This window comes from Edaphobacter sp., from assembly GCF_035532915.1.
Classification (GTDB): Bacteria; Acidobacteriota; Terriglobia; order Terriglobales; family Acidobacteriaceae; genus Edaphobacter.
Genome location: NZ_DATKQC010000427.1, coordinates 1 through 23,174 on the forward strand (window position 1 = coordinate 1; position 23,174 = coordinate 23,174).

Genomic DNA, 23,174 nt, shown 5'->3' on the forward strand with positions numbered 1-23,174 from the left:
CCTCGAACCATGCGGGGATAAAAGAATTGAAATATCTCCAGTGCGGGGCGGTAAAGGTCTACGTCAAGCATGACGAAGGCGAACTTTTCTTCTTCAAGACCGATCGCCGTTTGAGGGAAGTACCCTTTTCTAAACTCAAGATTTTCGGAGGAACCGAGGAACCGGGCCACGGATTCCTGCGAGGTATCTTTAAATCTTCCGTCCTCTTGAATTTCAAGATCGTCCTTGGGAAAGCCCTCAAACGTATCGAAGAGATAAAAGTGCCGGGCGGGAGCCTGCTGGTGGATAAAGGAACTGGTTGCACCTTGATATACACCGATTTCAGCAAATGCGCCTTCGATACGTTGCTCCTCAAGCCTCTGGATCGCTAATGCAATCGTTGAGTAGCGAACGTCGTCATGATACTTCTCGATCCGCTCAACCACATGCTGCGGGTAAGTAGGAAAACGCATGGGTCTACGGGCCCGGATGAGCTTAGAGAGTTTTCTTGCCGCGATCCGCAACGGTGTCTTGATAGGTCCAAGTTCATTTGGCATTGCCGAAGTTTATCACTTGCGTTTTGAGGGAGATGGAGGATAGAGAAAGGCCCGTTCTGATCTTGGCGGATGTCGGAATCGGTTTGAGCCTTAGGTTGTCCCTGATAATGGCTAAACTATAAGTTACTTCAGGCGGCGCAGGAGAGCATATTTCAAACTCCCGGATAGTTAGACTGGCGCGGAGGGGACATCTACCTGTGCTTGCTTTGCTCCTGTTGCTGACCGATGCCGTTCAAGGAGTTGCGGCCAGGCTGAGCGCTCCGACAGAGGGCTATCGCGTGGTCCATACCTATCCGCACGACAGCTCGGCCTTCACGCAGGGGCTGGTGATGGTCGACGGGATGCTCTACGAGGGAACCGGGCTGAAGGGGCGGTCTTCGGTGCGGACGGTGGACCTGGTTACAGGGCGGGTGCTGCAGTCGGTGAAGGTGCCTGACAGATATTTTGGCGAAGGGCTGACGGATTGGGGCGGCAACCTGATCGAGCTGACGTGGTTGGCGCATCGTGGATTTGTCTACGACCGCTTCAGTATGCGGCTGGTCAGGACTTTTAAATATAAAGGTGAAGGCTGGGGGCTGACGCACGATAGCAAAGACCTGATTATGAGCGATGGCTCGCCTGTGCTGCAGTTTCTCGATCCGGTGACGTTTAAGGTGGTGCGGACGCTTGCGGTATCGGATGGGGGAAGGCCGGTCAAGGAGTTGAACGAGCTGGAGTACATCCACGGCGAGATCTACGCGAACGTGTGGCAGACCGACCGGATTGCGCGCATCTCGCCGGAGACGGGCGGGGTGATTGCGTGGATCGACCTGAGCGGGCTGCTGGGGAGCGAGCCGCGAGACGGGAATGCGGTGCTCAACGGCATCGCCTACGATCAGAAGAACGACCGCCTGTTCGTGACCGGAAAGCTCTGGCCGAAGCTGTTTGAGATCAGGCTTGTGAGGGGTGTGGCGGATTCAGAGAGATAACGATGCCGTGTGCGATATCCTGACGGTTCTGCGATAACAACGATGACGAATGAAGCGACAAGCAATTTGATGGGGGATACAGCGGCGTTGACGCCGGTGATGCGGCAGTACTTCACGGCGAAGGAGCAGTATCCCGACTGCCTGATGTTCTGTCGCATCGGTGACTTCTATGAGCTCTTTTACGAAGACGCGATCACCGCCTCGCGTGAGCTTCAACTGACGCTGACGGCCCGCGACAAAGAGAAGAAGCAGCCGATGTGCGGTGTTCCTTACCATGCGGCGGAGGGTTATTTTCAGCGGCTGCTGCGCAAGGGCTATCGCATCGCTGTCTGCGAGCAGATCGAAGACCCCAAGCTGACCAAGACGATTGTTCGCCGCGAGGTGACGCGGGTGCTGACGCCGGGGACGGCGGTCGATCCTGCGCTGGGCGCGGAGCAGAGTAATTATCTGGCCAGCGTGGTTGTGCTCGATAAATGTGTAGGGTTGGCACTCCTGGATCTTTCGACGGGCGAGTTTCGCGCAACGGAGTTTTCGGGGGCGGATGGGTGGGCGCTGGCGGCGGATGAACTGGGGCGTGTAAGGCCGGTGGAGTTGTTGTATGCGCAGGGTGGGTTGGCCGGGCTGGCGGGAGACAAGCAGGTCCTCCGCTTCGCGAAGGATGACAAAGTTTTCCGCGAATCCACCGATGATAAAGTCTCGCGCGATCGCGCGGGAAGTAATGGCGATGCGAAAGACCACCTTCCAGATGCGGGACGTGGGACACTCGGTTCTAAAGATGAGGATAGTTCGGCAGGCCTGGATGCGATTCGGACGAAGACTTCGCTCGAGGATTGGGTCTTTACTGCCGACTATGCGGTGCCGCTGCTGCGCAATCATCTTCGCGTGCATTCGCTCGATGGGATGGGATTGGGAGGGCATGAGACGGCGGCTGTCGCGGCGGGTGCGCTGCTGCATTACATGCGAGCGACCAAGCAGGGTGGGTTGGAGCATGTGGATGTCCTGCGATTTTATGAGCGGTCTACATGTCTTGAACTCGATGCGGTGAGCGTAAGAAATCTTGAACTTGTGGAGCCGCTGTTTTCTGGCGAGTCATCGCAGACGACCTTGTTCTATACGCTCGATGCTTGTTGCACGCCGATGGGTAGGCGCTTGTTGCGGTCTACGCTGCTGCGGCCTTCGAGTGAGTTGTCGGAGATCAAGGCACGGCTTGAAGCAGTGGGCGAGGCGACGTCTGACCTGCGCAAACGCGAAGAGCTGCGACGGTCGATGAACGGCGTGCTCGACCTGGAGCGGCTGCTGGGACGGGTTGCGCTCGATTCTGCCGGGCCGCGAGAGGTGATGGCGCTGGCGGGAACGCTAGGTTGTTTGCCGGGAATTGTCGCTGTGGTGAATTTGTTCGAGGCTGGGCTATGGCGGAAGCTGAGTGGAGTCGCTGCTGCGGAAACCCATGTCCCGGAATCGGAACATGGGGTCCCCGGCTTTGTTGCCGGTTCAGCGTTCGACGCGATGGAAGACCTGCACGAGATGATCGTACGCACCATCGCGGATGAGCCTCCCGTGTCGCTGGCCGATGGCGGCGTGATTCGCGCGGGCGTCGATGCGGAGCTGGATGAGCTGCGCGAGCTGTCTCGCAGCGGACGGCAGGCGCTGGTGGCGATCGAGGAGCGCGAGCGGCAGCGCACGGGGATTGGCTCGCTGAAGGTTCGCTTCAACTCGGTCTTTGGCTACTACCTTGAAGTGACCAAGGCGAATGCGAAGGCGGTTCCCGCGGATTACGAACGCAAGCAGACGCTGGTAAATGCGGAACGATTTACTACTCCCGAGTTGAAGGAGTACGAGACTAAGATTCTGACCGCGCAGGAGCGCAGCGGCGAGATTGAGCGCAGGTTGTTTGCGGAGCTGCGGCGGCAGTTGCTTGATGCTGCCAAGCGAATGCGCGACACGGCGCGGCGGGTGGCGGAGATCGATATGCTGGGATGTTTCGCGCACCTCGCTGCACTACGCGGATGGACGCGGCCTGATGTTGATGCCAGCGGCGTGCTCGAGTTCATAGGAGCGCGGCATCCCGTAGTAGAGCGGCGGCTGGAAGAGAGTGGCGGCGGAAGGTTCGTGCCGAACTCGGTGCATCTCGACGCGGACGCGGGGCCTGCGGTGTTGCTGATTACCGGACCGAACATGGGCGGCAAGAGTACCTATCTGCGGCAGGCGGCCCTGCTGGTGGTGATGGCGCAGTGCGGGTGTTTCGTTCCGGCGGAGCGCATGAGGGTGGGCCTCGTCGACCGCATCTATACGCGCATAGGCGCGAGCGACAACGTGGCGCGTGGCCGTTCGACCTTCATGGTGGAGATGACGGAGACCGCTGCGATTCTGAACACGGCGACGAACCGCAGCCTGGTGCTGCTCGACGAGATGGGTCGCGGGACGGCGACCTATGATGGGCTTTCGCTGGCGTGGGCTACGGTGGAGCATCTGCACGATCGCATCGGTGCGCGCACGCTGTTTGCCACGCACTATCATGAGCTGACGCTGCTGGCGGAGCGGCTGGCGCGGCTAACGAACCTGCGTGTGACGGTGAAGGAGACGCCTTCGGGAATTGTGTTTCTGCACACGGTCGAGGCTGGCGCTGCGAGTAAGAGCTACGGTATCGAGGTAGCACGGCTGGCCGGTTTGCCTGCGGTAGTAATTTCGCGGGCGCGTGAGGTGTTGAAGGTGCATGAGCGGGCGGAGACGCAGCAGGTTCGCGAGGCCGGTTCATCGACGCCGCAGATGCAGATGACGATGTTTACGCCGCTGTCGCAGAAGATTGTGGACAGGCTGGGCGAAGTGGATGTGGACGGGCTGACTCCACGCGAGGCGCTGAATCTGCTGGCGGAGTTGCAGCGAGAGCTGAAGGGATGACGATGCCGAAGGCGATGGTGGTAGCGGGCGTGATGAGCGGGACTTCGGCGGATGGAGTGGACGTCGCGCTGTGCAGAATTTCTCCCGCGCGAAATGAGGAAGATGCGCCTCGGGTGAAGTTGCTTGGTCATGTGGGGTTCAAGTATTCCAAGGCGGTGAGAGCAGCCGTGCTTGCGGCGATGGATGCGAAGGCGGCTTCGGTGGCGGATCTTTCGCGGCTGAACTGGAGGCTGGGTGAGATTTATGCCGACTGCGTGGAGAAGGCGGCGGCGAAGTTTGGCGTGAAAATTGCTTTGGTGGGATGCCATGGGCAGACGATTTATCACCAGTCGGCGGCTGCGAAATATTTAGGCGACGACGTGCGCTGCACCTGGCAGACGGGCGAGGCCAGCGTGATTGCCGAGCGCCTGCGTGTGCCGGTGGTGAGCGATTTTCGTCCGGCAGATATGGCAGCGGGAGGACAGGGCGCGCCTCTGGTGCCGATGCTCGACTACGTAATGTTTCGGTCGGCGAAGGTGAGCCGGGTATTGCAGAACCTTGGCGGCATCGGGAACCTCACGGCGATTCCGGCGGGGGCTGGCGTTGATGGCGTGATGGCGTTCGATACAGGGCCGGGAAATATGGTGATCGATGCTTGTATGCAGCAGCTATATGGAAAGGCGTTTGATCGCGGCGGTGCAGTGGCGCGACAAGGAAGTGTGATTTCCTCTGTAGTGGAGTTGATATCAGGCGAGAAGTATTTCTCAGCTTCACCGCCCAAGAGCTGTGGGCGCGAACAGTTCGGAGCCGACTTCGTTTCACGCTTTATCTCGCTGTGCCGTAAGGCGGGAGCGAGCGATGCGGATATCGTTGCGACGGCGACCGCTTTAACAGCGGAGTCGGTATTGCGCGGCTATCAAAGGTTCGTCTGGGCGCATCTGGGGACACGGGCTCCGCTGGCAAAGACGGAGTTTGTCGTCGCAGGTGGAGGCGCCAAAAATGCCTCGCTAATGGCGATGCTCCGCGAGCGGTTACAGCCGCTCGGAGTGAATGTGCGCTTGATGGAGGAACTGGGAGTTCCGGCGCAGGCCAAGGAGGCGGTGGCGTTCGCTCTGCTGGCATGGCTGACGTGGTTTGGGCTGCCGGGAAATGTTGCGAGTGCTACGGGTGCTGCGAGAGGTGTGGTGTTGGGGAAGGTCACGCTCGTATGAGCGATGCGATTGGGCTGAGGAATGCGGTTCGTGCTTCGAGCGAAAACCCATGTCCCAGAATCGGGACATGGGGCACCCGGTTTGTTGGCTGGTTGATGTTGGTGGCTTGCATTGGGTTGGCCGGGTGCCATGGGCAGAAAGAAGCTCCCGGAACCGTAGTGATGATTATCGAGAGCAGCCCTAACAATCTCGATCTGCGGCAGGGAACGGATGCGCAGTCGGCGCGGCTTGGCAGCCTGATCTTCGACGCCCTGGTGCGCAAGGATGAGCACTACAACCTGCGTCCCTGGCTGGCCACCAGTTGGGAGCAGCCCGATGCCTTGACCTGGATCTTTCATCTGCGCGATGGCGTATTTTTTCAAAACGGCAAGCCGCTGACCGCGGATGACGTGGCGTACACCATCAATAGCCTGATCGACGGGACATTGGTGACAGGGAAGAGCGGGAACTTCGCCTCGGTGCTGAAGGCTGAGGCGCGCGATCGGCTGACGGTGGTGGTGCACATGAAGCGCCCTGACGAAGGACTGCTCTTCAACATGAGTGACGGCCTCTTCGGCGTGGTGCCGAAGGGCGCGGGAAGAGACTTTGGCCTGCACCCCGTCGGAACCGGCCCGTTTGAGTTTGTGAGCGCGGTGCAGGACAGGGACGTGATCTTGAAACGCAACCCGCACTACTGGATGCCCTCTCAGCCTCCTCCCGCGGGAGCGCACAGGATCGAGCAGGTGCGGTTCGAGGTTGTTCCCGATGCGATCACCAGTGCGCTTGAGTTGCAGAAGGGTTCGGCTGATTTAGCCAGCAACGTGCTTACTCTGGACATGGTCCACCAACTTCGCCGTGACCCAAACCTGGCGGTGGAAACGGGGTTGGGATCGCAGGCGTTCTATCTGACATTCAACGTGACCGATCCTCTGCTGAAGGACAGACGCGTGCGACAGGCGGTGGCCTGCGCCATCGACCGACAGGCCATCGTGCGCGACCTGTGGCGCGATCAGGCGCGGGTCGCGAATACCTTGCTGCCGATCGGGCACTGGGCGGCGGCAAGCGAATCGGAGATGGCGCAGTATCCGCATGATGTTGCACGCGCGCAGCAGTTGCTCGAGGAGGCAGGCTTCCATGCAGGCAAGGACGGAGTGCGCTTGACGATTACGCTGAAGACGAGCACCGACGAGTCGACACGCCTGATGGCGGTGGTGCTGCAACAGCAGATGCGCGCGGCGGGAATCCGCCTGAACATACGCTCGGCGGAGTTTGGAACTTTCTACTCCGATGTGACGCGCGGCGCCTTTCAGATGTACGCGCTCAAATGGATCGACAGCAACGAAGACCCGGACATCTTTCACTATGCGTACGCAACGGAGAGCTTTCCGCCGCGGGGAGGCAATCGCGGACGCTACTCCAACCCGAAGCTGGACGCGTTGTTGAATGCTGCCGCAGCCGGGACGGACCAGCAACAGCGAAGAGCGGACTACATTGAAGTACAACAGATCCTTGCAGAAGATCTGCCGTCAATTCCGCTCTGGTATCCGAACAACGAAGTCGTCCACACGCGCAGGATCGGCGGTATTCAGCAGCGCGGCTCGGGCAGCTTCGAGTTTTTACGCGACGCCTGGGTGCGATAGCGGAGTGGATAAGAGAAGGTACCTCTTAGCCCATCTACACATCGACATGGCTCGCTAGATGTCGTACGCTTCCATTTCTAACTCGTCATCGGTATCGAGGACGTGACTGGAAAAAAGCGGAAGATTGCTACGGAAGACGACGTGCGGCGGAAGTCGCACCGCCGTATGCGAAGTCGTCTCTTTCATCAGATAGGCAACGAGATTTTCGAAGGCGATCTTGCCCTGCGTGTATGGCCGCTGATACATGGTGGCGACGATCTTGCCGACTTCAAGGAGTGGAATCAGTTGCTGAAAGAGGTCGGTTGTGACGACCTGGGTTTTTCCCAGCAGGTCGAGTTCTTCGAGTGCCTTTAAGACCGGCATGCTGTTCGCCGTGCTAATGTAAAGTCCCTCGGGGCACCCTTCGTCCTGCATCAGCGCCATTGCTTGCCGGTAAGCGTCCCTGGGGCGCTCGTGGCTTTCGAGTGCGGGCAATAGCGTCAGGTGCGGCGCCTGCACCGCAAGTGTCGCGGCAAAGCCTCGGAGTTTTTCGGCATGGTCCAGCGTGAACAATTCTCCGCTGAAGACGGCGACATTCGCTCTGTGGGTAAGCTTATGGGCGAGCAGTTCGGCTGCCACCGCTCCGCTGATGTAAGCATGAACGGCCACCGAACCGACGCGCTCGGTATTGGGTGCATCGCTCCCCACGCACATCATCGCCGTGCCGCTCCGCGAGAGCTTGCGAATCAGCGGATCAAACTTCCGAGTGTCGCCGGGAAGAAAAATCATTCCGTCGTAGCGCTGGCGCAATGCGCTTTCAATCGCTTCCGCGTCTCCCGAGCCAATACGCGGATACTCGTGGAACTCCAGATTGATCTGCATTCCAACCAAGTTGTTAGCCGCGGCGCGAATGCCCGCACGCAGAGGATCGAAGAAGTGCGAGATGTGTTTCGGAAGCACCACACCAATCGACAAGCGACGATTCAGCTTGAGCGCCTGCGCCGCAAGATTGGGCTTATATCCCAATTGGTCGGCCATCTGTAAAACACGGGCTTTGGTAGCTTCGCTGATACCCGCGCGTCTGTGCAGCGCGCGGTCCACGGTCCCAATGGAAACTTTCAGCGCCTTTGCGATGTCTTTGATCCCAGCGTTGCCTGCTCCGTCCAGCATCTCGTCTCCCTGTGCGACATGGTCTGTGCTTCGCTCTAAATTGTCTCGCCCGATTGGTGATCCAGAACCTGATCGCTCTATGCGGCAATACTGGATTCGATCTGCTCGAGCGAGCGTCCTTTCGTCTCAGGAACCGTGAAGGCGACGAACACGCAACCTGCAAGGCAGATGATCCCGTAGCCCAGAAAGGTGCCGCCGGCTCCGACGCTGCGATTGAGAAAGGGGAACGAATAGGTGAGCAGAAACGATGCGATCCAAAGCGCGCTCACGGCAACGGAGACGCCGTGCGAGCGTACCCGGTTGGGGAAGATCTCTGAGATGAGTACCCAGGTCACAGGAGCGAGTGTGAGCGCGTAGCAGGCGATTGCGCTCAGGGTAAGCACCAGCACAGCGCCGGCAGGCCATCCTGCACGATAGGCCCACGCACACAGCAGGTGGGAGACACCGATGCCGATACAGCCGAAGATCATCATCGGCCGCCGCCCAACGCGGTCGACCAGGAGCATGGCCAGAATGGTGAAGACCAGATTGATGGCTCCCGTAATAACGATATTGAGAAAGATGTCGTTTGCTCCGTAACCGGCACTTCGGTAGACCTCGGCGGCGTAGTTGAACAGAATATTGATGCCGGTCCACTGCTGCAGCACTGCGAGCGCAATGCCGATCAACACAATGCGCCGCAGGTTTGGCCGAAAGATCTCCCGCCATGAGGAACCAGCAGATTCGTCCGCGGCCAGCGAGCCTTTTATATTTGCGATCTCCGCGGAGGCATAAGCTCCGCCGCCTATCTGTCGAAGCACGTTGTGCGCATCTCCATCGCGTCCCCGTGTAAGCAGCCAGCGCGGACTCTCCGGAATAAAGATCGATGTGACGGTAAAGATGACGGCGGGAATCGCGACAGCGATGAACATCCATCGCCAGCCTAGCTGAACGTTCCAGCTATGAAAGAGGGCGGCAGTTGTAAGGCCTGTGGCGACGGGCCGTGCGATACGCCAGTTGACCACCTGGGCCAGAAGAATACCGATGACGATTGCGAACTGGTTAAGACTGACCAGACGGCCGCGAATGGCGGCGGGGCTAATCTCGGCGATATAGAGCGGCGAGACATTGGAGCTAAGGCCAATGGCTGTTCCGCCGAGGATTCGCCAGGTGATGAAGCCGGTAAAAGAGTGTGCCCATCCAGTGAAGATCGATGAGACCGCAAAGAGTACCGCCGAGATCAGAAGAACGCGGCGTCGGCCATACCGATCCGCAAAAGAGCCAGCGGCGACGGATCCCAACAGACAACCGAGAAGAGCACAGCTATTCGCCCAGCCTACCAGCGCGGCGGAGGTGAGATGAAAGTAAACTTCGTAGAACTCACGCGCTCCTCCGATCACGACCCAGTCATAACCGAAGAGCAACCCACCGAGGGCCGCAGCTACGGCAATCCCCCAGACGTACCAGGTTGCTTCGGCTTTGCTGCTCGTAGAAAGCGATGCGTCCGCGAGAATAGGTCCATGCATTGCGATTACCTTCCATAACTCTTGAGCAGGTCGATCACGCCCGAGTGGCTGTTGTTCATCGCATGGACCTGCGAAAGAAGATCGAGTCCCGTCTGCTCGTCTCCCATCCCGAGCAGGGCCTGTGCCTTCAGAAAGTGCGCCGTCATACCCTGGCGCTTCGAGAGATCCTCATCGAAGAGCAGCGTCGCGGGGAGCGATGTAGCGAAGTAATCGATAGTGGGCGTCTGCTGTTCGAGCGCGCATGCGTGGTCGAGGATGCGTTGGAACAATGTCTTCGCTTCATCCTCCCGGTCAAGGCGGCGAAGCGCCATCGCGCTCCAGTATGTCGTGTCCGAAACGGCCTGCACCCGCATCTGCTGGAAGTCTCCCTGGGCGCGTGCAGCGCGTTGCCAGTGCGCAGTGGCCCGGACGGTATCGTTCAGATCCGCATAAGCCATGCCGAGCCAGTAATCGATGCGGCTCATGTTCATCAGCAGATGTCGCGCCTCATTAAGATTGGGCGGAGGACTTCCCGCGGCATGCAGATACTCAAGCGCCTGATCTGTCTCTTTTGCTTGCAGGCAGCGAACCGCAAGTAGAAGATTGGCCCGGACATACTCTGAGAGCACAAGGCCTTCGCCGCCCTCCCATGGCTGAAAATATCGCGAATGCAGGACCTTCAATGCCTTTTCGGGAGCACCGGTATCGTTGTAAAGCGTGGCAAACTCGACCGAGAGATTATCGCGACGCCCGACCAGTTCAGGTTCGGCCTCGAGCTTCGCGAGTCTACGTTCGACAGACTCGCCAGTCCGCTTTAAAAGCTGGTCCTGTTCGTACAGAATGCGCGCATCTTGAGGTGCGAGACTGCGTGAGTGTTCAAAGGCCTCGAGTGCACGCGCGGAATCATGCAATACGTTGTAATAACCGAAGCCGAGATTGCGCCATGCGGTAGGAAAGGCCGAATCCAACTTCGTTGCGCGCTCCCATAGGGCGATGGCCTCTTCGTGACGACGGCGATCATAAAGAAAATTCGCCAGATAGTAAGGTGCGCGGGCGTCATTGGGATTTCTGTCGATGGCCTTCTGCAAAAGCACCATCTCTTCAAGTCGGCTGGGAAAGACGTACGCTGGATCAGCTTGCGACGCACGCTGACAGGTCTCGGCGCTCTCGGCGACGCGGCCCAAACGATGCAGCACTTCGGCCAGCGCATAGAGCAGAAGGGAAGCGGCGCCATCGTCTTTGGGAGACGGTGCGGAAGACAGGACACGCTGTGCATCGTCGAGCAGACCGGCGCGAAGCAGATCGAAGCCAAGATCGAGCCTTTGCTGGTTCTGCGGCGGAAGTGCATCGTGCATCAACCATTGATTGAAGATGTCGAGGGGATCTAAAGCGTGCGTTGCCTTGAGCAGTGCAATTGCGTCATCGTCGCGGCCAAGTTTGCGCAGCACGACTGACTTCAAATTGCGTGCATTCAGGTTATCCGCTTCGGCACGCAGAGAACGGTCGAGGTGATCGAGCGCAGTTCTCCAATCGCGGCGACTGCAATCGATCTCGGCGAGACGATGATAGGCAGGCCCGCGCCAGGCCGCGTTCCATGTGCTCTTATAGAAGGCGTCGTATGCCTCTGCGATGCGCTCTTGATAGAGCAACGCGAGCCCCAGATTGTAGTGAGGCTCGCCATCGTATGGGTTCGGATTGCGGATTGTGAGCCGCGCAATCGCGGCGCGCAAAAACTCTTCGGCCTTACTGAACTCGCCGCGTCGCAGATGCCAGCGACCCAGCGCATGATTGCATCGACTATCGCCCGCATCCCGCCGTAGCGCTTCGCGCCAGTAATCTTCAGGAGAACGGGTTGGATGCCGATACTGTTCCAGATGCAAGCCATTAAGAAAAAGTTCATCGCTCGATGCGACATCCCCTGGCAGTGCTGGCTCTGTCGCCACTGCGGGCTCAGGGATCGGAGCGATCTCTGCCGGAGCATAACGCAGAAGAATTTCATCACCCTGCTCCAGCGTGACTTCCAAATCCTCTTCGGCGCTCTTTATGTCCACGCTGTAGTGCAATCGTGCCAGTGGGTCGAGATCGCCCTGCCAAAGCCCTATCTCTTTGCCCTTAAGACGCAGCCGAACAGCGCTGCCTGGGAGTGCCCGCGTAGCCTGTAGATGAACGTGAACCAACGAGCCGGTTCGTTCGAAACGAAGCGCCGCGTCAAGGTTCGCGGTATCGGGAACGCCGATGGCTCCGATCGGATACCAGAACTGGCTGAACGTCTTGGTCTCCCCTGGTGCGAGAAATGAGAAGTCCGGCTGGTTGTCGGTGTAGACACCGGACATCAGCTCTACATAAGGGCCATCGCTATCCGTGAGGCTACGGTCCCAAGCGTAACCGAATTCCTGGTTGCCCCACGTCCACTGCTTCTTGCCGGGGGCAATGTGATGATTGGCGTAGGCCACCGTGCCCGCGCCGCGCTTGTGATCGTACCCGCCGGAAAAATCGCCCTTCGATCCCACAATCATGTAGCTCGTGGGAACGGGAATATTCGCATACCAGCCAAGGTCGTTCGGAGCATAGGAGCCATCGGGAACGAAGTTGGCAGGCTTCTCCTCCGCAGGAACACCGCATCGCGCCCGCTCGCCATAGTTCACGCCGTAGTAGACGCCCTGGCAGAGCGGATATTCGGTGATGGCGCGCTTGGCGTGGTCGGCAGCAAAGCGAACATCGTGCGGAAAAAATGATTGGTATCGCTCATGAACGTGGGTGGCAACATTGGCCCACCACAGAAAGGTCTGCGTCTGCAGCGTGCGGTTGTACAGCCGAACCTTGAGTTCCAGCACAGCCTTGCCGGGGCGCAGGCAGATCCCATGCATGCCCTTCATCCGCTCCATCGGATCGTGATCGCTGCACCAGATCGTCACCGCGCCATCCGGTTCGCGTTCAATAGCGATCTCAACCGGCATGTAAGTTGCAGGCCGGTGGTGCTGCGGCCAGTTGAATTCGACGCCGCCCGATGCCCACGGCCCGGCCAGTCCAACGAGCGCCGGCTTGATCACATTTTGCCTGTAGAAAAAATCGTATCCGTTACGCTTGTCGAGGCCGACGTGAATCCTTCCCCCCAGTTCAGGCAAAACCATCACGCGCAGGAACTCGTTCTCGATGTGCGCAGCGCGCCAGTCGCGAGGCCGCGCCTCCGTCTCGATGCAGTCCGTCACCGGCAGGGGATAGATGCGTCCACTGCTGCCCTGGTACACCCGCTTCTCGAGAAAGAGCGGATTGGGATCGGGCGCGGCCGGGTGATAGGTGAGCATGGTCACGGGCTGCTCCCACGCCTTGACCGCGCCCCGCTCCGAGGCGGGAGCCTCGGGCAGTTCCAGCTTTGAGTCAGGCAAAACCTCTTCCTGCCTCTTCCTCTCGTCGATTCCATCGTGCATCATGTGATTTCCTTGCGGCAAAAGTTCGTCCTGCATCAGCTTCAACGCCAGAGTCCGACGAATCAATAAGAATGGAATTGGCTACCTAGCGTGTACGTTACCGTAAGAGGACTTTAGAGAGTGTGTTTGTTGCTGTCAAATCATAACCAGGAAAATGGGAGTTAGCCGGATTTGTCGATGGCTCTGAATGGCAGCAGATCACCCCATATATCTCGCAGCTCTATATATCTATATATAGATAGGGTTCAAAAAATATCCCGATGGCCCTCCGACGAACTCCGACCCCGGCTGATTTATACTTGTAGCTTGCCCTGCAAATGGCACGGTGGCGTCGACCGACGTTTCACTATGCCACGCAAAATCCCGGGCACGCGGTCGTCTTTCCAAAAGAAGGGCGGGGACGCGCGAAGTGAAGGTCTTTCATCCAGCATGATTCGCATTCTGCAGCAGGACAACCGCCTCATCAAGATTATCTTTGCCGTCATTATTACCGTGGCTTGCGTCACCATGGTCATCACCCTGGTTCCGGGCATCTTCGACAATACTGACAGCGCCGGACCGAACGGCACCTATGCGACGGTTCGCGGCCCTGGGGTCCTTGGCAGATTCGTAGGCGAAAGCGTCCCCATCAAGGAGACGGATGTCGACCAACTGGCGCAGCGGCAGTTGCAGCAGCAGCATCTCCCCGATTTCCTGATGCCGTACATGACGCAGCGCGCCGGCCAGGTGCTGGTGCAGCGCGCCATCCTCAAGCGCGAAGCCGACAACATGAAGCTTCAGGTCAGCGATGAAGATCTCCGTAACGAGTTGCGGACCGGGCCTTTCGCCCAGTACCTCTTCCCGAACGGGCAGTACATTGGCGACGACGGCTACATGAACTTCGTGCAGAGCAACTTCGAGACCAGCCGCAGCGACTTCGAGGCCAAGGTGAAGAGCGACATGGAGCTCACCCGTCTGCAGGCCCTGATTACCGGTGGTGTAACGGTATCCGACGCCGCCGTTCGCGAGGCTTACCAGGTGCAGGGAACCAAGGTCAAGTTCGATTACGCGGTGATCTCGAGCGACGATCTCGGCAAGACCATCAACCCGAGCGACGCAGAGCTGCAAGCGTTCTTCAAGTCGAACCAGGCGCGCTACGCTACCGCGGTTCCCGAGACGCGCAAGATCGAGTACGTTGCCTTTGACGCATCGAACCTGCCCGGCGGCAAGCCGCAGATCTCCGATGCCGAGGTTCAGGCCTATTACAACCAGCACCAGGACGAGTACAAGGTGCAGGACCAGGTCAAGGTTCGGCACATTCTGATTGCCGTCGCACAGGGTGCCGATGCCAAGACAGATGCCGCAGCCAAGGCGAAGGCGGACGACCTGCTCAAGCAGATCAAGAGCGGCGGCAACTTCGCCGATCTCGCCAAGAAAAACTCCGACGACCCCGGCAGCAAGGACCAGGGCGGCGAACTGGGCTGGCTCGACCGTGGCAAGACCGTTCCCGAGTTCGACAAGACGGCGTTCTCGCTGGCTCCCGGACAAACCTCCGATGTCATCAAGACGCAGTTCGGCTATCACATCCTGCAGGTCGAAGATAAGAAGACCGCCCATGAGCGCCCCCTCGCAGAGGTAAAGCCGGAGATCGTTCCCGTGCTCGAGCAGCAGAAGGCCGGCGCGGCTGAGCAGACCTTCGCAGCGCAATTGTCGGCTGACGCAAAGGCGAACGGCCTGGATAAGGCTGCTGCCGCCAAGGGCCTGCATGTGGTCACGACCGATTACATCGCGAAGGACGGCGTTGTGCCCGGCCTCTCCGATGGCACCGCGTTGCTGGCTCAGGCCTTTTCGGCCGCCAAGGGTGCGGCTCCGGCGGCGGTTGCGACCGGCAACGGCTTTGCAATCTTCCAGGTGGAAGATGTGAAGGCAGCCCACGCTCCCGACTTCGCAACCTACAAGTCGCATATTCTTGATGACTTCCGGGAACAGCAGTTGCCCCAGTTGCTGGCCACGCAACTCAACAAGCTGGACGATCGCGCAAAGGTTCTGAACGATCTGAAGAAGGCAGCCGCAGAGATGAACATCCCGGTGAAGACCAGCGACTTTGTCAGCAAGGACGGCCAGGTGCCTGATCTGGGCGCGATGAGCGGTCCCGGCGCAGTCGCCTTCTCGCTTGCCAAGGGAGCAATCTCCGGCCCGATCAACGCTGGCAGGGTAGGCGTCGTGCTCACCGTACTCGACAAGCAGGAACCGACTGCAGACGACATCGCGAAGAACTTCGACAAGACGCGGGCCCAGTTGCTGGGAGAGCGGCAGGACGAGATCTTCCGCGTCTACATGGGCAGCCTGATGGAGAAGTACGAGAAGGGCGGGGCAGTGCGCTACTCGAAACAGCCATCTACACCGGGTTCAACTCCTGCGGGCAACAATGCTCCGCAGTTATAAATAAATAGAGAGGGGCCCGGCAATCAGCCGGGCTCTTTTTTGTGCAATAAAAAGGTCTTTGGACTGCCAGCCTGAATTATCTGCAACAAACCTAGTGGATCCGCAGCGTCTCGCGTAACTCGCGCACTAACTCGCCGAGTCGGCTTGAAACAGCCGGAGAGGCGGAAAGTATCTGCTCGATCCGACGGGCGATCTCGGTGCCGCGGTCGTAGCCCAACATGCCCAGGGAGCCGGCGAACTTGTGCGCGATTCCAGCTGCCTCGACGCGGAGGCCTTCGCTAAGATCTCCCGTATCCGCTGCGGCTGCCGCGCGATCCAGGAGATTGAGCCGTTCGCGAAGCAACGGAAGACCGCGTTCCCAAAGGTCTGCGAGCAAGGCATCGATCTTCGATTCATCGTTCGGAGTCATGAGCGGAGTGGGGGAACACGATCAGGCTGATGGTTCTTCTTTCCATCCCAGGGCTTCGGAGATCTGGCTCGCCAGGGTCATGGGATCGAAGGGCTTGAAGAGCACGGCGGCCACTCCAAGGCTGGCGAAGCGGCGCTGGTCGACTCCCTGAACCTTCGCCGTGAGCAGAAGGACGGGGATGTGGGCGACAAGAGGGTTTTGCTGCATGGTCCGAAAGGTAGTCGGGCCATCAACTCCGGGCATCATCACGTCCATCAGGATCGCATCCGGCTGTTCTCTCGTGGCTGTCGCAATTCCTTCGGCGCCGGAACCGGCGGTAAAGATCGTCCAGCCTGCCGTGGCTTCAAGAGCGAGTGCGGCGACTTCGCGAATATCCTCTTCATCGTCAATGATTAGAACGCGTTTCATAAGCGTGCCTATTCTCTCATGCTCTGCTGGAGAATGGGATGCCTGAGGATTTTCGCGGAGGTTCGACTACTCTTTGCCGACGGGAGCCATGTCGTTGAATCGGGAGCGGAGACGCTGCACCATTGAGATCACCAGTTCTTCTACCTCCTGCGGCTGAATTCGTGCCTTGGTCAGAAACTCGGTCGGCCCCAGTCGCAGCTTCGCCATCTCGCCGTCGGAGACCTCGCGCCCGGAGTAGACGACCAGCGGAAGAGACCGCAGCTTCGGCTGTTGCCGCAGCCAGTCCACCAGGCTGAAGCCGTCGCCGTCTGGAAGTGTGAGGTCAAGGATTAGAAGGTCGGGAGGAAAGTCGATACACTGATCGATCGCCTGCTGGCGAGTCGCCGCATGGTCGATGTGGATGGCTGCATTCTGGAAGCTGGCAAGAACCACGTTGGCAAGGTCGCAGTCGTCTTCGACCAGAAGAACGTTGGCCGGGCCGTCGCCATGGTGCAGAACGCGGCCCAGCTCGGCGAAGAGCAGTTTCTCGTTGAAAGGCTTCTGCACCCATCCCTGCGCATCGCCGGTAAACTGCGGACGAAGGGTGGGAGAGAGCACGCTGAGCACGACCACGGGAATGTGGGCCGTCGCTGGCGTGTTGCGCAGGTGCTGAAGCGTCTCCCAGCCGCTCAGGCCGGGCATGTAGAGATCGAGCAGGATCGCTTCAACCTGGTTTTCGGCAGCGAGCGCGAGCGCCTGCTGTCCCGAGTTGGCTTCGATGACGGTGTAGCCCTGGCGTTGAAGGTGCTCCGAGACGATGGTGCGGATGCCGGGATCGTCGTCGCAGATAAGGATGGAACCGTTGTTGGCGGCGACCGGTGTCGAGGCAGGGTGGTGCGTAATATCGCTCGCCCGCGTGACCCGCGGAAGCATGACGTAGAAGGTCGTTCCCGGTCCGAGGTTGCGCTGTGCCCAGATCGAGCCGCTGTGCTGCTGGACGATGCTGCGGCAGATGGAGAGTCCAAGGCCTGTGCCGCCTTTCTGGCGGGCGTCCGAGGGCTCGACCTGCTGGAAGCGGTCGAAGATACTGTCGAGCTTCTCGCTGGGAATGCCGCGGCCTTCGTCGGAGATCTTGAGCAGGATGGAGTCGGAGGTTGCTTCCGTGTGGACGCGGATGGTCGAGGCTGTGGGAGAAAACTTGATCGCGTTCGAAAGAAGGTTGGTCAGGACCTGGAGGATGCGGTCGGAGTCTCCGTCGAAGAAGAGGCCTTCCGCATGACCATTCGGCCCGCTGGTCGCAGGGATCATCTCCAGGTGAACCGTGTTGGAGTCGGCCATGGGCTTCATGGTCTCAATGGCCTGCTTGCAGAGCTCGCGCATGGAGCAGCGGCGGACCTGCAGGGGGGCGCGGCCGGATTCCATGCGCTCGATATCGAGGATGTCGTTAATCAGCCGGATCAGCCGATCAGTATTGGTGACGGCGATGCGAAGCAGGTTCTGCGCCTTGGCATCGACGTCGCCGATGACCCCCGACGAAAGCAGGCCGAGCGCGCCGCGAATGCTGGTGAGCGGGGTGCGCAGCTCGTGCGAGACGGTCGAGATGAACTCGTCCTTGAGGGTGTCCAGTTGCGAGCGTTCGGTGAGTTGTTGATTGTGTTGATGCTGCTGCTCACGCGCCTGAGTCAGTTGCGTGGAGACGTCCCGGAGGCTGCGCCGCGAGCGTAGAAGAAAGAACAGGAGCAGCCCAACGATACCAAGGAGCAGAAGATAGCCGACAATGAGAAGCGTATGCATTTTGGCCGATAACTACAGGGTAACTCTTCCAGCAGCGTAATAGTAACGCATGGGCAATGACTGTTGGATGCAAGGAATCTTGATTGACATCAAAAAATGACGTCCTTTTGAAGGACGCCATTTTCAACGAGTTGAGAGATAAGTTATGCGCCTACCGGGACTTGAGCTAGCACGGTGGCCCATTGCTTGCCTTTGCGAGCGGCCTGCGCGTTCTTGTGGAAGGCGTAACCCGCGATCAGCGGCAGGGCCATGGTGGCTTCGGAGAAGACCATCTGCTCGTAGGTCAGGTCGACTTTGCCCCAGCTGCTGGCTTCCTTAAGGGTGCTGCCCGACAGAGCGCCGTCGCGGGCATCCGCCACTGTGATCTGGATCGCATACTTGTGCATCGATGCTTCCACGCCAAGCACGTCGGCCGCGACGACGATGTCCTGGGCGAAGTTCTTGGGAACGCCGCCGCCGATCATCAGCAATCCTGTGGTCGGATTGGCGATCTTGAGCTGGGTCAGCTCGTAGAAGTCCTTGGCGCTGTCGAGCGAGACCATGGGCTTGCCCTGGCGCGCGTGCTGGTGGGCGACGAGGCCGAAACCGGCGGAGCAGTCGGAGAAGGCGGGGCAGAAGATGGGCACGTTCTTCTCGTAGGCGGCGAGGACGATGGAGTCGCGTCCGCCGTCCTTCGGGGTCTTGCCGTTCTTCACGAGGTAGGCGCCCATCTCGCGGATGAATTCGCGCGAGCTGTAGGGGCGGTGTTCGAGCGAGTTGGTGATCTGGTGGATGGTCTCGTCGCAGATGCGCAGCTCGTCTTCGTCGATGAAGGTGTCGTAGATGCGGTCGATGGCCATCTCGCGGAGATCGGCGTCGCCTGCGCCGTACTTGTACTCGTCCCCGGCGATGTAGTGGTTGAAGCCGAGGGCCTCGAAGAAGTCCTGATCGACGATGTTGGCCCCGGTGGAGACGATAGCATCGACCATGTTGTTGCGGACGAGATCGATGATGACCTTCTGCAGACCGGCGGAGATGAGCGAACCGGCGAGGCAGAGGACGACGCCGCAATCGGTGTCGCGGAGCATCATGTCGTAGATGGTGGCGGCGCGGGCGGTGTCACGCGAGCTGTAGGCCATCGACTGCATGGCGTCGACGAGGGCTACGACGTTGTGCTGCTTGATGTCGATGTGCTGAATAGGGCGGGCGAGAAGTTCTTTTTTCGTTGGCATGGCAGTTATTAGGATACCAAGCTGTGGTGCCGGGGGCCGGGTTTGCGGTGTTAATTTCTGGTTGGTGGTGAAGGGCTTTTCCTGGGAGGGGATTGGGGCTGCGGGCAGAATGCGGGGGTTCTTCGCTTCGCTCAGAATGACAGCTCGTAAATTGATGGCTCATTCCTTGCTGACTGTGGGAGTGAAATTAGAGTTTGCGTCTTGCCGAGGCGGAGGCGAGACTGGTGGTATGGATGTTAATTTTGCCGAGCGGGCGCATAACCATAACTGGAAGCTGGACCCGATTGTGCGGTCGCTGCTGGATACGGACTTTTATAAGCTGCTGATGCTGCAGTTCATCTGGAAGAATTTTCCCCAGGTACACGTGACCAGCGAGGTGGTAAACCGGACGGTTTCGGTGAAGCTGGCCGAGCGCGTGGAGGCGGCGGCGCTGATCGAACAGATGGAGCACGTGCGCGGGCTGCGGTTTCGCAGGAGCGAGATGGTCTGGCTGGCCGGTAATACCTTCTACGGCACGCGGAGCATCTTTGAGCCGAAGTTTCTGGAGTGGCTGGAGCGGGACTTCAGGCTGAGCGACTACGAGGTGATGGAGCACGAGGGGCAGCTAGTGCTTCGGTTCAGCGGGCTTTGGACCGAGGTGACGATGTGGGAGATCTATGCGCTGGCGATCGTGAGCGAGTTGAAGACGCGGTCGGCGCTGGCGGAGTTGAGCGAACTGGAGTTGGATGTTTTATATGCTCGGGCGAAGACGCGGCTGTGGGACAAAATTGAACTGCTGCGTGGGGTGGACGACCTGGAGTTGTCGGACTTTGGCACGCGGCGGCGGCATAGTTTTTTGTGGCAGGAGTATGCGGTGCAGGCGCTGGGCGCGGGTTTGGGGACGCGGCTGAAGGGTACTTCGAATACGGCGCTGGCCTACAAGCACGATCTTGAGGCCATAGGGACGAATGCGCATGAGTTACCGATGGCTCTGGCTGCGATGGCGGTGACCGATGAGGAACTGCGGGCTTCGCAGTACAAAGTGCTGGAGCTTTGGCAGCAGAGTTATGGCGGCGCGCTGCTGGTGATGCTGCCGGATACGTTTGGGACGACGCAGTTTTTAGAGGGCGCTCCCGATTGGGTGGCGGACTGGACGGGGCAGAGGGTGGACAGCAAAGATCCGATGGCGGCCGGGGACGAATATATTGCGTGGCTGATGCGGCGGGGCAGGGATGCTCGGGCGAAGAGGCTGATTGCTTCGGATGCTCTGGATGCGGAGGACATTGTTCGGTTGGATGGATATTTTCGTGGGCGGATTCGGTTCAGTGCTGGCTGGGGGACTTTGTTGACGAATGATTTTCGCGGGTGCCATCCGCGGGGGGAGGATACGCTGGAGCCCATCAGTCTGGTCTGCAAGCTGATGACGGTGGAAGGGAAGCCGGCGGTGAAGTTGAGCGATAACTCGCATAAGTCGACCGGGCCTGCCGAGGAGATTGCACGGTATCGGCGGGTGTTTGGGAGTGCGGCGGTGGAGGGGGCTGGGGTGGTGGTTTGATGCCCCTTTCTTGATGCCCGGATATACTGCGGGCATGTTTAAGTTTGGTGGTTGGGCTCGGGTGTTTGTGGCTGCGGCGATGGTTCCTTTGGTGACGGTGCAGCCTTCGTTTGGGTGGGGGGCTGACGGGCACTCGATGATTAATCGGCTGGCGGCGGCGAACCTGCCGCACGATGTTCCGGCGTTTCTGCGGGATGGTGGGGCGCTCGATGCGATGAGCTACCTGGGGCCGGAGCCGGACCGGTGGCGGAACCGTGCCGAGAGCGAGTTGGATGCGGTGCAGGCTCCCGACCACTTCATCGATCTCGAACGGGCCGACATGATCGGGACGCTGCCGAGGCGGCGCTATGACTTTATCCGCGATCTGGCCAAGCTGCAGCGAGAGCATCCGAATCTACCGTTGACGCCGGAGAAGGTGGGGATGCAGCCTTGGCAGGTGGAAGAGGTCTACCAGAGGCTCAAGGTTGGATTCAGGGAGTATCGGGAACTCGTTGCTAAAAATGAAGATACGAAACCGGCTGAGCTGGCGATTGTCTTCTATGCGGCTTGGCTGGGGCACTATGTCGGGGACGGGTCGATGCCGCTGCATACGACGATTCAGTACAACGGCTGGACCGGACCGAATCCGAATGGGTATACGACGGAGCACCATATTCATTCGAAGTTCGAGAGCACGTTTGTGTCGGCGAATGTGAAGCCGGGCGATGTGGCTCCGCTGATCGCGGCTGCGCAGACCAAGGCGCTGGGGGATGAGTGGGACGACTACATGATCTATCTGCGGCATACGAACTCGCTGGTGGAGAAGACGTATCAGATCGATAAGGCGGGCGGGTTTGACGGCGCGGGAACTCCGGAGGGGAAGGCGTTTACCGAGGAGCGGCTGGCGGCGGGAGCGATTGAGTTGCGCGACATGATCTATACGGCCTGGTTGCGGAGTGCTGATCCGGTGCAGGAGTTTCATGGGTAGGGTGGAGAAGATATAGAACTCTAAAGCTGACGATATTCCGACTTTTCGGTAGTGATCTGCCCACGAGATGCATAGATCAGCTATTGGCAACGCCATTGAGGGGCTGGAGATAACGAAAACGCAGTACGGGCAGCCGATTTTAAGAGCTTGAATGGCTACTTTTTCGAGACTTCGGTAGCTGTAGCAGTAAGCTAACTCTATGCCGGGAGACAAACCAAAGGCGCAGCACTTCGTTCAGCAAAAATACCTCGAAGCCTTCTGCGATCCTGTTACACACGAAAAGACCGGCTCGGCCGTTCTGTGGGTCCATTCGGCAAACCATGCTCCTCGCCGCCAGGTTCCAAAGGAATGTGCGGTCGAAAACTATTTCTACTGCCATGAGGATGAGTCCGGAGAACGTAGTTTTCTCGGTGAGAGGTTTCTTGCTGATCTCGAGTCGGCATCAGGCGATGTCGTGAAGGCGGCACAGGCCGGTGTGTTGCCGAGAACGCTACGGGACCGGCTCACGCTCACAGGCTACGTGGCGATGTCGCTGGTTAGAACGCCAACAGGAAAGAAGCACATCGACCAAGCCGCCATCGATCAGTCCGTTCAACAGATGCGTGATCTCGTGAACGACCCCGTGCGCCACGCCGAATTTTGCGCTGAAATGGAGAAAACAACGGGAAAACGAATGGACCCAGAGGAGTCCATACGGAAGCTGAGCGGCGGAAAAGTCCGCGCGGTGCAGACTAATAGAGGCTGGTCGTTACGAATGATGGCTGAAATGATGATGTTGTTCCAGCAGCGATTTATGAATATGCGCCTATTACTGCTCCACGCAAATGATGCATTTTTCGTAACTTCTGACTGCCCGGTGGCAGTTCATGACCCCGCGACCATGCCGCTCTTGCCACGAGGCTTTCGATCATTCGAAATGCGTTTTCCGCTTAGTCGAGAATATTGCCTAGCTGGAACATATTCATCCGGTCCGGCTGAGGTGCAGCTACCAAGTAATCAGGTAGAAAAACTCAACCGGTTTCTTGTCCGACAGGCCGCCCGGTTTGTCTATGCACCTTTCGATGCCGAGTATATTCAGCGTGAATTACAGGACGCTCATGCAAAGAAGATCGCAAATCAACGAGACGATGTGATTCAGTTTTTCGAGTAGTCGTCCGGTTGAATGTGGTTGCATAT

General features: G+C 59.0%; 15 protein-coding genes and 1 pseudogene. 8 read left to right on the forward strand and 8 right to left on the reverse strand.

Annotated elements, in window-relative coordinates:
- The coding region (locus VMU57_RS20000; RefSeq protein WP_325386653.1) for a TylF/MycF/NovP-related O-methyltransferase at nucleotides 1-536 on the reverse strand (536 nt) is incomplete at its 3' end.
- A 197-nt stretch (nucleotides 537-733) separates the two neighbouring features.
- Between VMU57_RS20000 and VMU57_RS20005 the strand changes: the two genes are divergently transcribed.
- The 4 genes from VMU57_RS20005 to VMU57_RS20020 are packed head-to-tail and all read left to right on the forward strand — an operon-like array spanning nucleotide 734 to nucleotide 7,211.
- On the forward strand, nucleotides 734-1,504 hold the full coding sequence (locus tag VMU57_RS20005) for a glutaminyl-peptide cyclotransferase (RefSeq protein WP_325386655.1): 771 nt from the start codon (nucleotides 734-736) through the stop codon (nucleotides 1,502-1,504).
- Nucleotides 1,505-1,546: 42 nt separating this feature from the next.
- A complete protein-coding gene (mutS, locus tag VMU57_RS20010; RefSeq protein WP_325386657.1) occupies nucleotides 1,547-4,402 on the forward strand; it encodes a DNA mismatch repair protein MutS in 2,856 nt (951 codons plus the stop codon).
- A gap of 2 nt (nucleotides 4,403-4,404) precedes the next feature.
- A complete protein-coding gene (locus VMU57_RS20015) occupies nucleotides 4,405-5,592 on the forward strand; it encodes an anhydro-N-acetylmuramic acid kinase (RefSeq protein ID WP_325386659.1) in 1,188 nt (395 codons plus the stop codon).
- On the forward strand, nucleotides 5,589-7,211 hold the full coding sequence (locus VMU57_RS20020; RefSeq protein WP_325386661.1) for an ABC transporter substrate-binding protein: 1,623 nt from the start codon (nucleotides 5,589-5,591) through the stop codon (nucleotides 7,209-7,211). Before VMU57_RS20015 ends, VMU57_RS20020 begins: the two co-directional genes overlap by 4 nt.
- 54 nt (nucleotides 7,212-7,265) lie before the next feature.
- Here VMU57_RS20020 and VMU57_RS20025 read toward each other — a convergent pair whose 3' ends face one another.
- The 3 genes and pseudogenes from VMU57_RS20025 to VMU57_RS20035 form a co-directional block, all read right to left on the reverse strand.
- Nucleotides 7,266-8,360, reverse strand: a complete 1,095-nt coding sequence (locus VMU57_RS20025; protein WP_325386663.1) for a LacI family DNA-binding transcriptional regulator — start codon at nucleotides 8,358-8,360, stop codon at nucleotides 7,266-7,268.
- A gap of 77 nt (nucleotides 8,361-8,437) precedes the next feature.
- Nucleotides 8,438-9,865 carry a sugar porter family MFS transporter gene (locus VMU57_RS20030; RefSeq protein ID WP_325386665.1) on the reverse strand — a complete coding sequence of 476 codons (1,428 nt, stop codon included), beginning with the start codon at nucleotides 9,863-9,865 and terminating at the stop codon, nucleotides 8,438-8,440.
- Between the two features lie 905 nt (nucleotides 9,866-10,770).
- A pseudogene (locus VMU57_RS20035) lies at nucleotides 10,771-13,308 on the reverse strand (DUF5107 domain-containing protein); the annotation flags it as partial.
- 393 nt (nucleotides 13,309-13,701) lie between these two features.
- Here VMU57_RS20035 and VMU57_RS20040 point away from each other — a divergent pair.
- Nucleotides 13,702-15,696, forward strand: coding sequence for a peptidylprolyl isomerase (locus VMU57_RS20040; protein ID WP_325386669.1), 1,995 nt, complete (start codon nucleotides 13,702-13,704; stop codon nucleotides 15,694-15,696).
- A 91-nt stretch (nucleotides 15,697-15,787) separates the two neighbouring features.
- On the opposite strand, the gene VMU57_RS20045 is transcribed toward VMU57_RS20040, so the two are convergent.
- The 4 genes from VMU57_RS20045 to VMU57_RS20060 all read right to left on the reverse strand — a co-directional run bounded on the left by VMU57_RS20045 (nucleotide 15,788) and on the right by VMU57_RS20060 (nucleotide 19,497).
- A complete protein-coding gene (locus VMU57_RS20045; protein ID WP_325386671.1) occupies nucleotides 15,788-16,105 on the reverse strand; it encodes an Hpt domain-containing protein in 318 nt (105 codons plus the stop codon).
- Between the two features lie 21 nt (nucleotides 16,106-16,126).
- Nucleotides 16,127-16,513: a response regulator gene (locus VMU57_RS20050; protein WP_325386673.1), complete on the reverse strand. Its 387-nt coding sequence runs from the start codon at nucleotides 16,511-16,513 to the stop codon at nucleotides 16,127-16,129.
- 66 nt (nucleotides 16,514-16,579) lie between these two features.
- Nucleotides 16,580-18,286, reverse strand: coding sequence for a response regulator (locus tag VMU57_RS20055; protein WP_325386675.1), 1,707 nt, complete (start codon nucleotides 18,284-18,286; stop codon nucleotides 16,580-16,582).
- Nucleotides 18,287-18,429: 143 nt separating this feature from the next.
- The gene (locus tag VMU57_RS20060) at nucleotides 18,430-19,497 is read right to left on the reverse strand and encodes a 1,9-bis(guanidino)-5-aza-nonane synthase (protein ID WP_325386677.1); all 1,068 of its coding nucleotides are present in this window, start codon (nucleotides 19,495-19,497) and stop codon (nucleotides 18,430-18,432) included.
- A gap of 229 nt (nucleotides 19,498-19,726) precedes the next feature.
- Here VMU57_RS20060 and pncB point away from each other — a divergent pair, with 229 nt between their 5' ends.
- The 3 genes from pncB to VMU57_RS20075 all read left to right on the forward strand — a co-directional run bounded on the left by pncB (nucleotide 19,727) and on the right by VMU57_RS20075 (nucleotide 23,148).
- Entirely contained in the window at nucleotides 19,727-21,031 is a 1,305-nt protein-coding gene (gene pncB / locus VMU57_RS20065) for a nicotinate phosphoribosyltransferase (RefSeq protein WP_325386679.1), read from the forward strand.
- Nucleotides 21,032-21,065: 34 nt separating this feature from the next.
- A complete protein-coding gene (locus tag VMU57_RS20070; protein WP_325386681.1) occupies nucleotides 21,066-21,998 on the forward strand; it encodes a nuclease in 933 nt (310 codons plus the stop codon).
- 199 nt (nucleotides 21,999-22,197) lie between these two features.
- Nucleotides 22,198-23,148: a DUF4238 domain-containing protein gene (locus tag VMU57_RS20075; protein ID WP_325386682.1), complete on the forward strand. Its 951-nt coding sequence runs from the start codon at nucleotides 22,198-22,200 to the stop codon at nucleotides 23,146-23,148.
- The last annotated feature ends 26 nt before the right edge of the window (nucleotides 23,149-23,174 follow it).

Coding starts and splice junctions, on each gene's coding strand:
- VMU57_RS20055 (WP_325386675.1), bottom strand. CDS start 18,286: ATGCATACGCTTCTCATTGTCGGCTATCTTCTGCTCCTTGGTATCGTT.
- VMU57_RS20015 (WP_325386659.1), top strand. CDS start 4,405: ATGCCGAAGGCGATGGTGGTAGCGGGCGTGATGAGCGGGACTTCGGCG.
- VMU57_RS20020 (WP_325386661.1), top strand. CDS start 5,589: ATGAGCGATGCGATTGGGCTGAGGAATGCGGTTCGTGCTTCGAGCGAA.
- VMU57_RS20060 (WP_325386677.1), bottom strand. CDS start 19,497: ATGCCAACGAAAAAAGAACTTCTCGCCCGCCCTATTCAGCACATCGAC.
- mutS (WP_325386657.1), top strand. CDS start 1,547: ATGACGAATGAAGCGACAAGCAATTTGATGGGGGATACAGCGGCGTTG.
- VMU57_RS20040 (WP_325386669.1), top strand. CDS start 13,702: ATGATTCGCATTCTGCAGCAGGACAACCGCCTCATCAAGATTATCTTT.
- VMU57_RS20025 (WP_325386663.1), bottom strand. CDS start 8,360: ATGCTGGACGGAGCAGGCAACGCTGGGATCAAAGACATCGCAAAGGCG.
- VMU57_RS20030 (WP_325386665.1), bottom strand. CDS start 9,865: ATGCATGGACCTATTCTCGCGGACGCATCGCTTTCTACGAGCAGCAAA.
- VMU57_RS20050 (WP_325386673.1), bottom strand. CDS start 16,513: ATGAAACGCGTTCTAATCATTGACGATGAAGAGGATATTCGCGAAGTC.
- VMU57_RS20070 (WP_325386681.1), top strand. CDS start 21,066: ATGTTTAAGTTTGGTGGTTGGGCTCGGGTGTTTGTGGCTGCGGCGATG.
- VMU57_RS20045 (WP_325386671.1), bottom strand. CDS start 16,105: ATGACTCCGAACGATGAATCGAAGATCGATGCCTTGCTCGCAGACCTT.
- pncB (WP_325386679.1), top strand. CDS start 19,727: ATGGATGTTAATTTTGCCGAGCGGGCGCATAACCATAACTGGAAGCTG.
- VMU57_RS20075 (WP_325386682.1), top strand. CDS start 22,198: ATGCCGGGAGACAAACCAAAGGCGCAGCACTTCGTTCAGCAAAAATAC.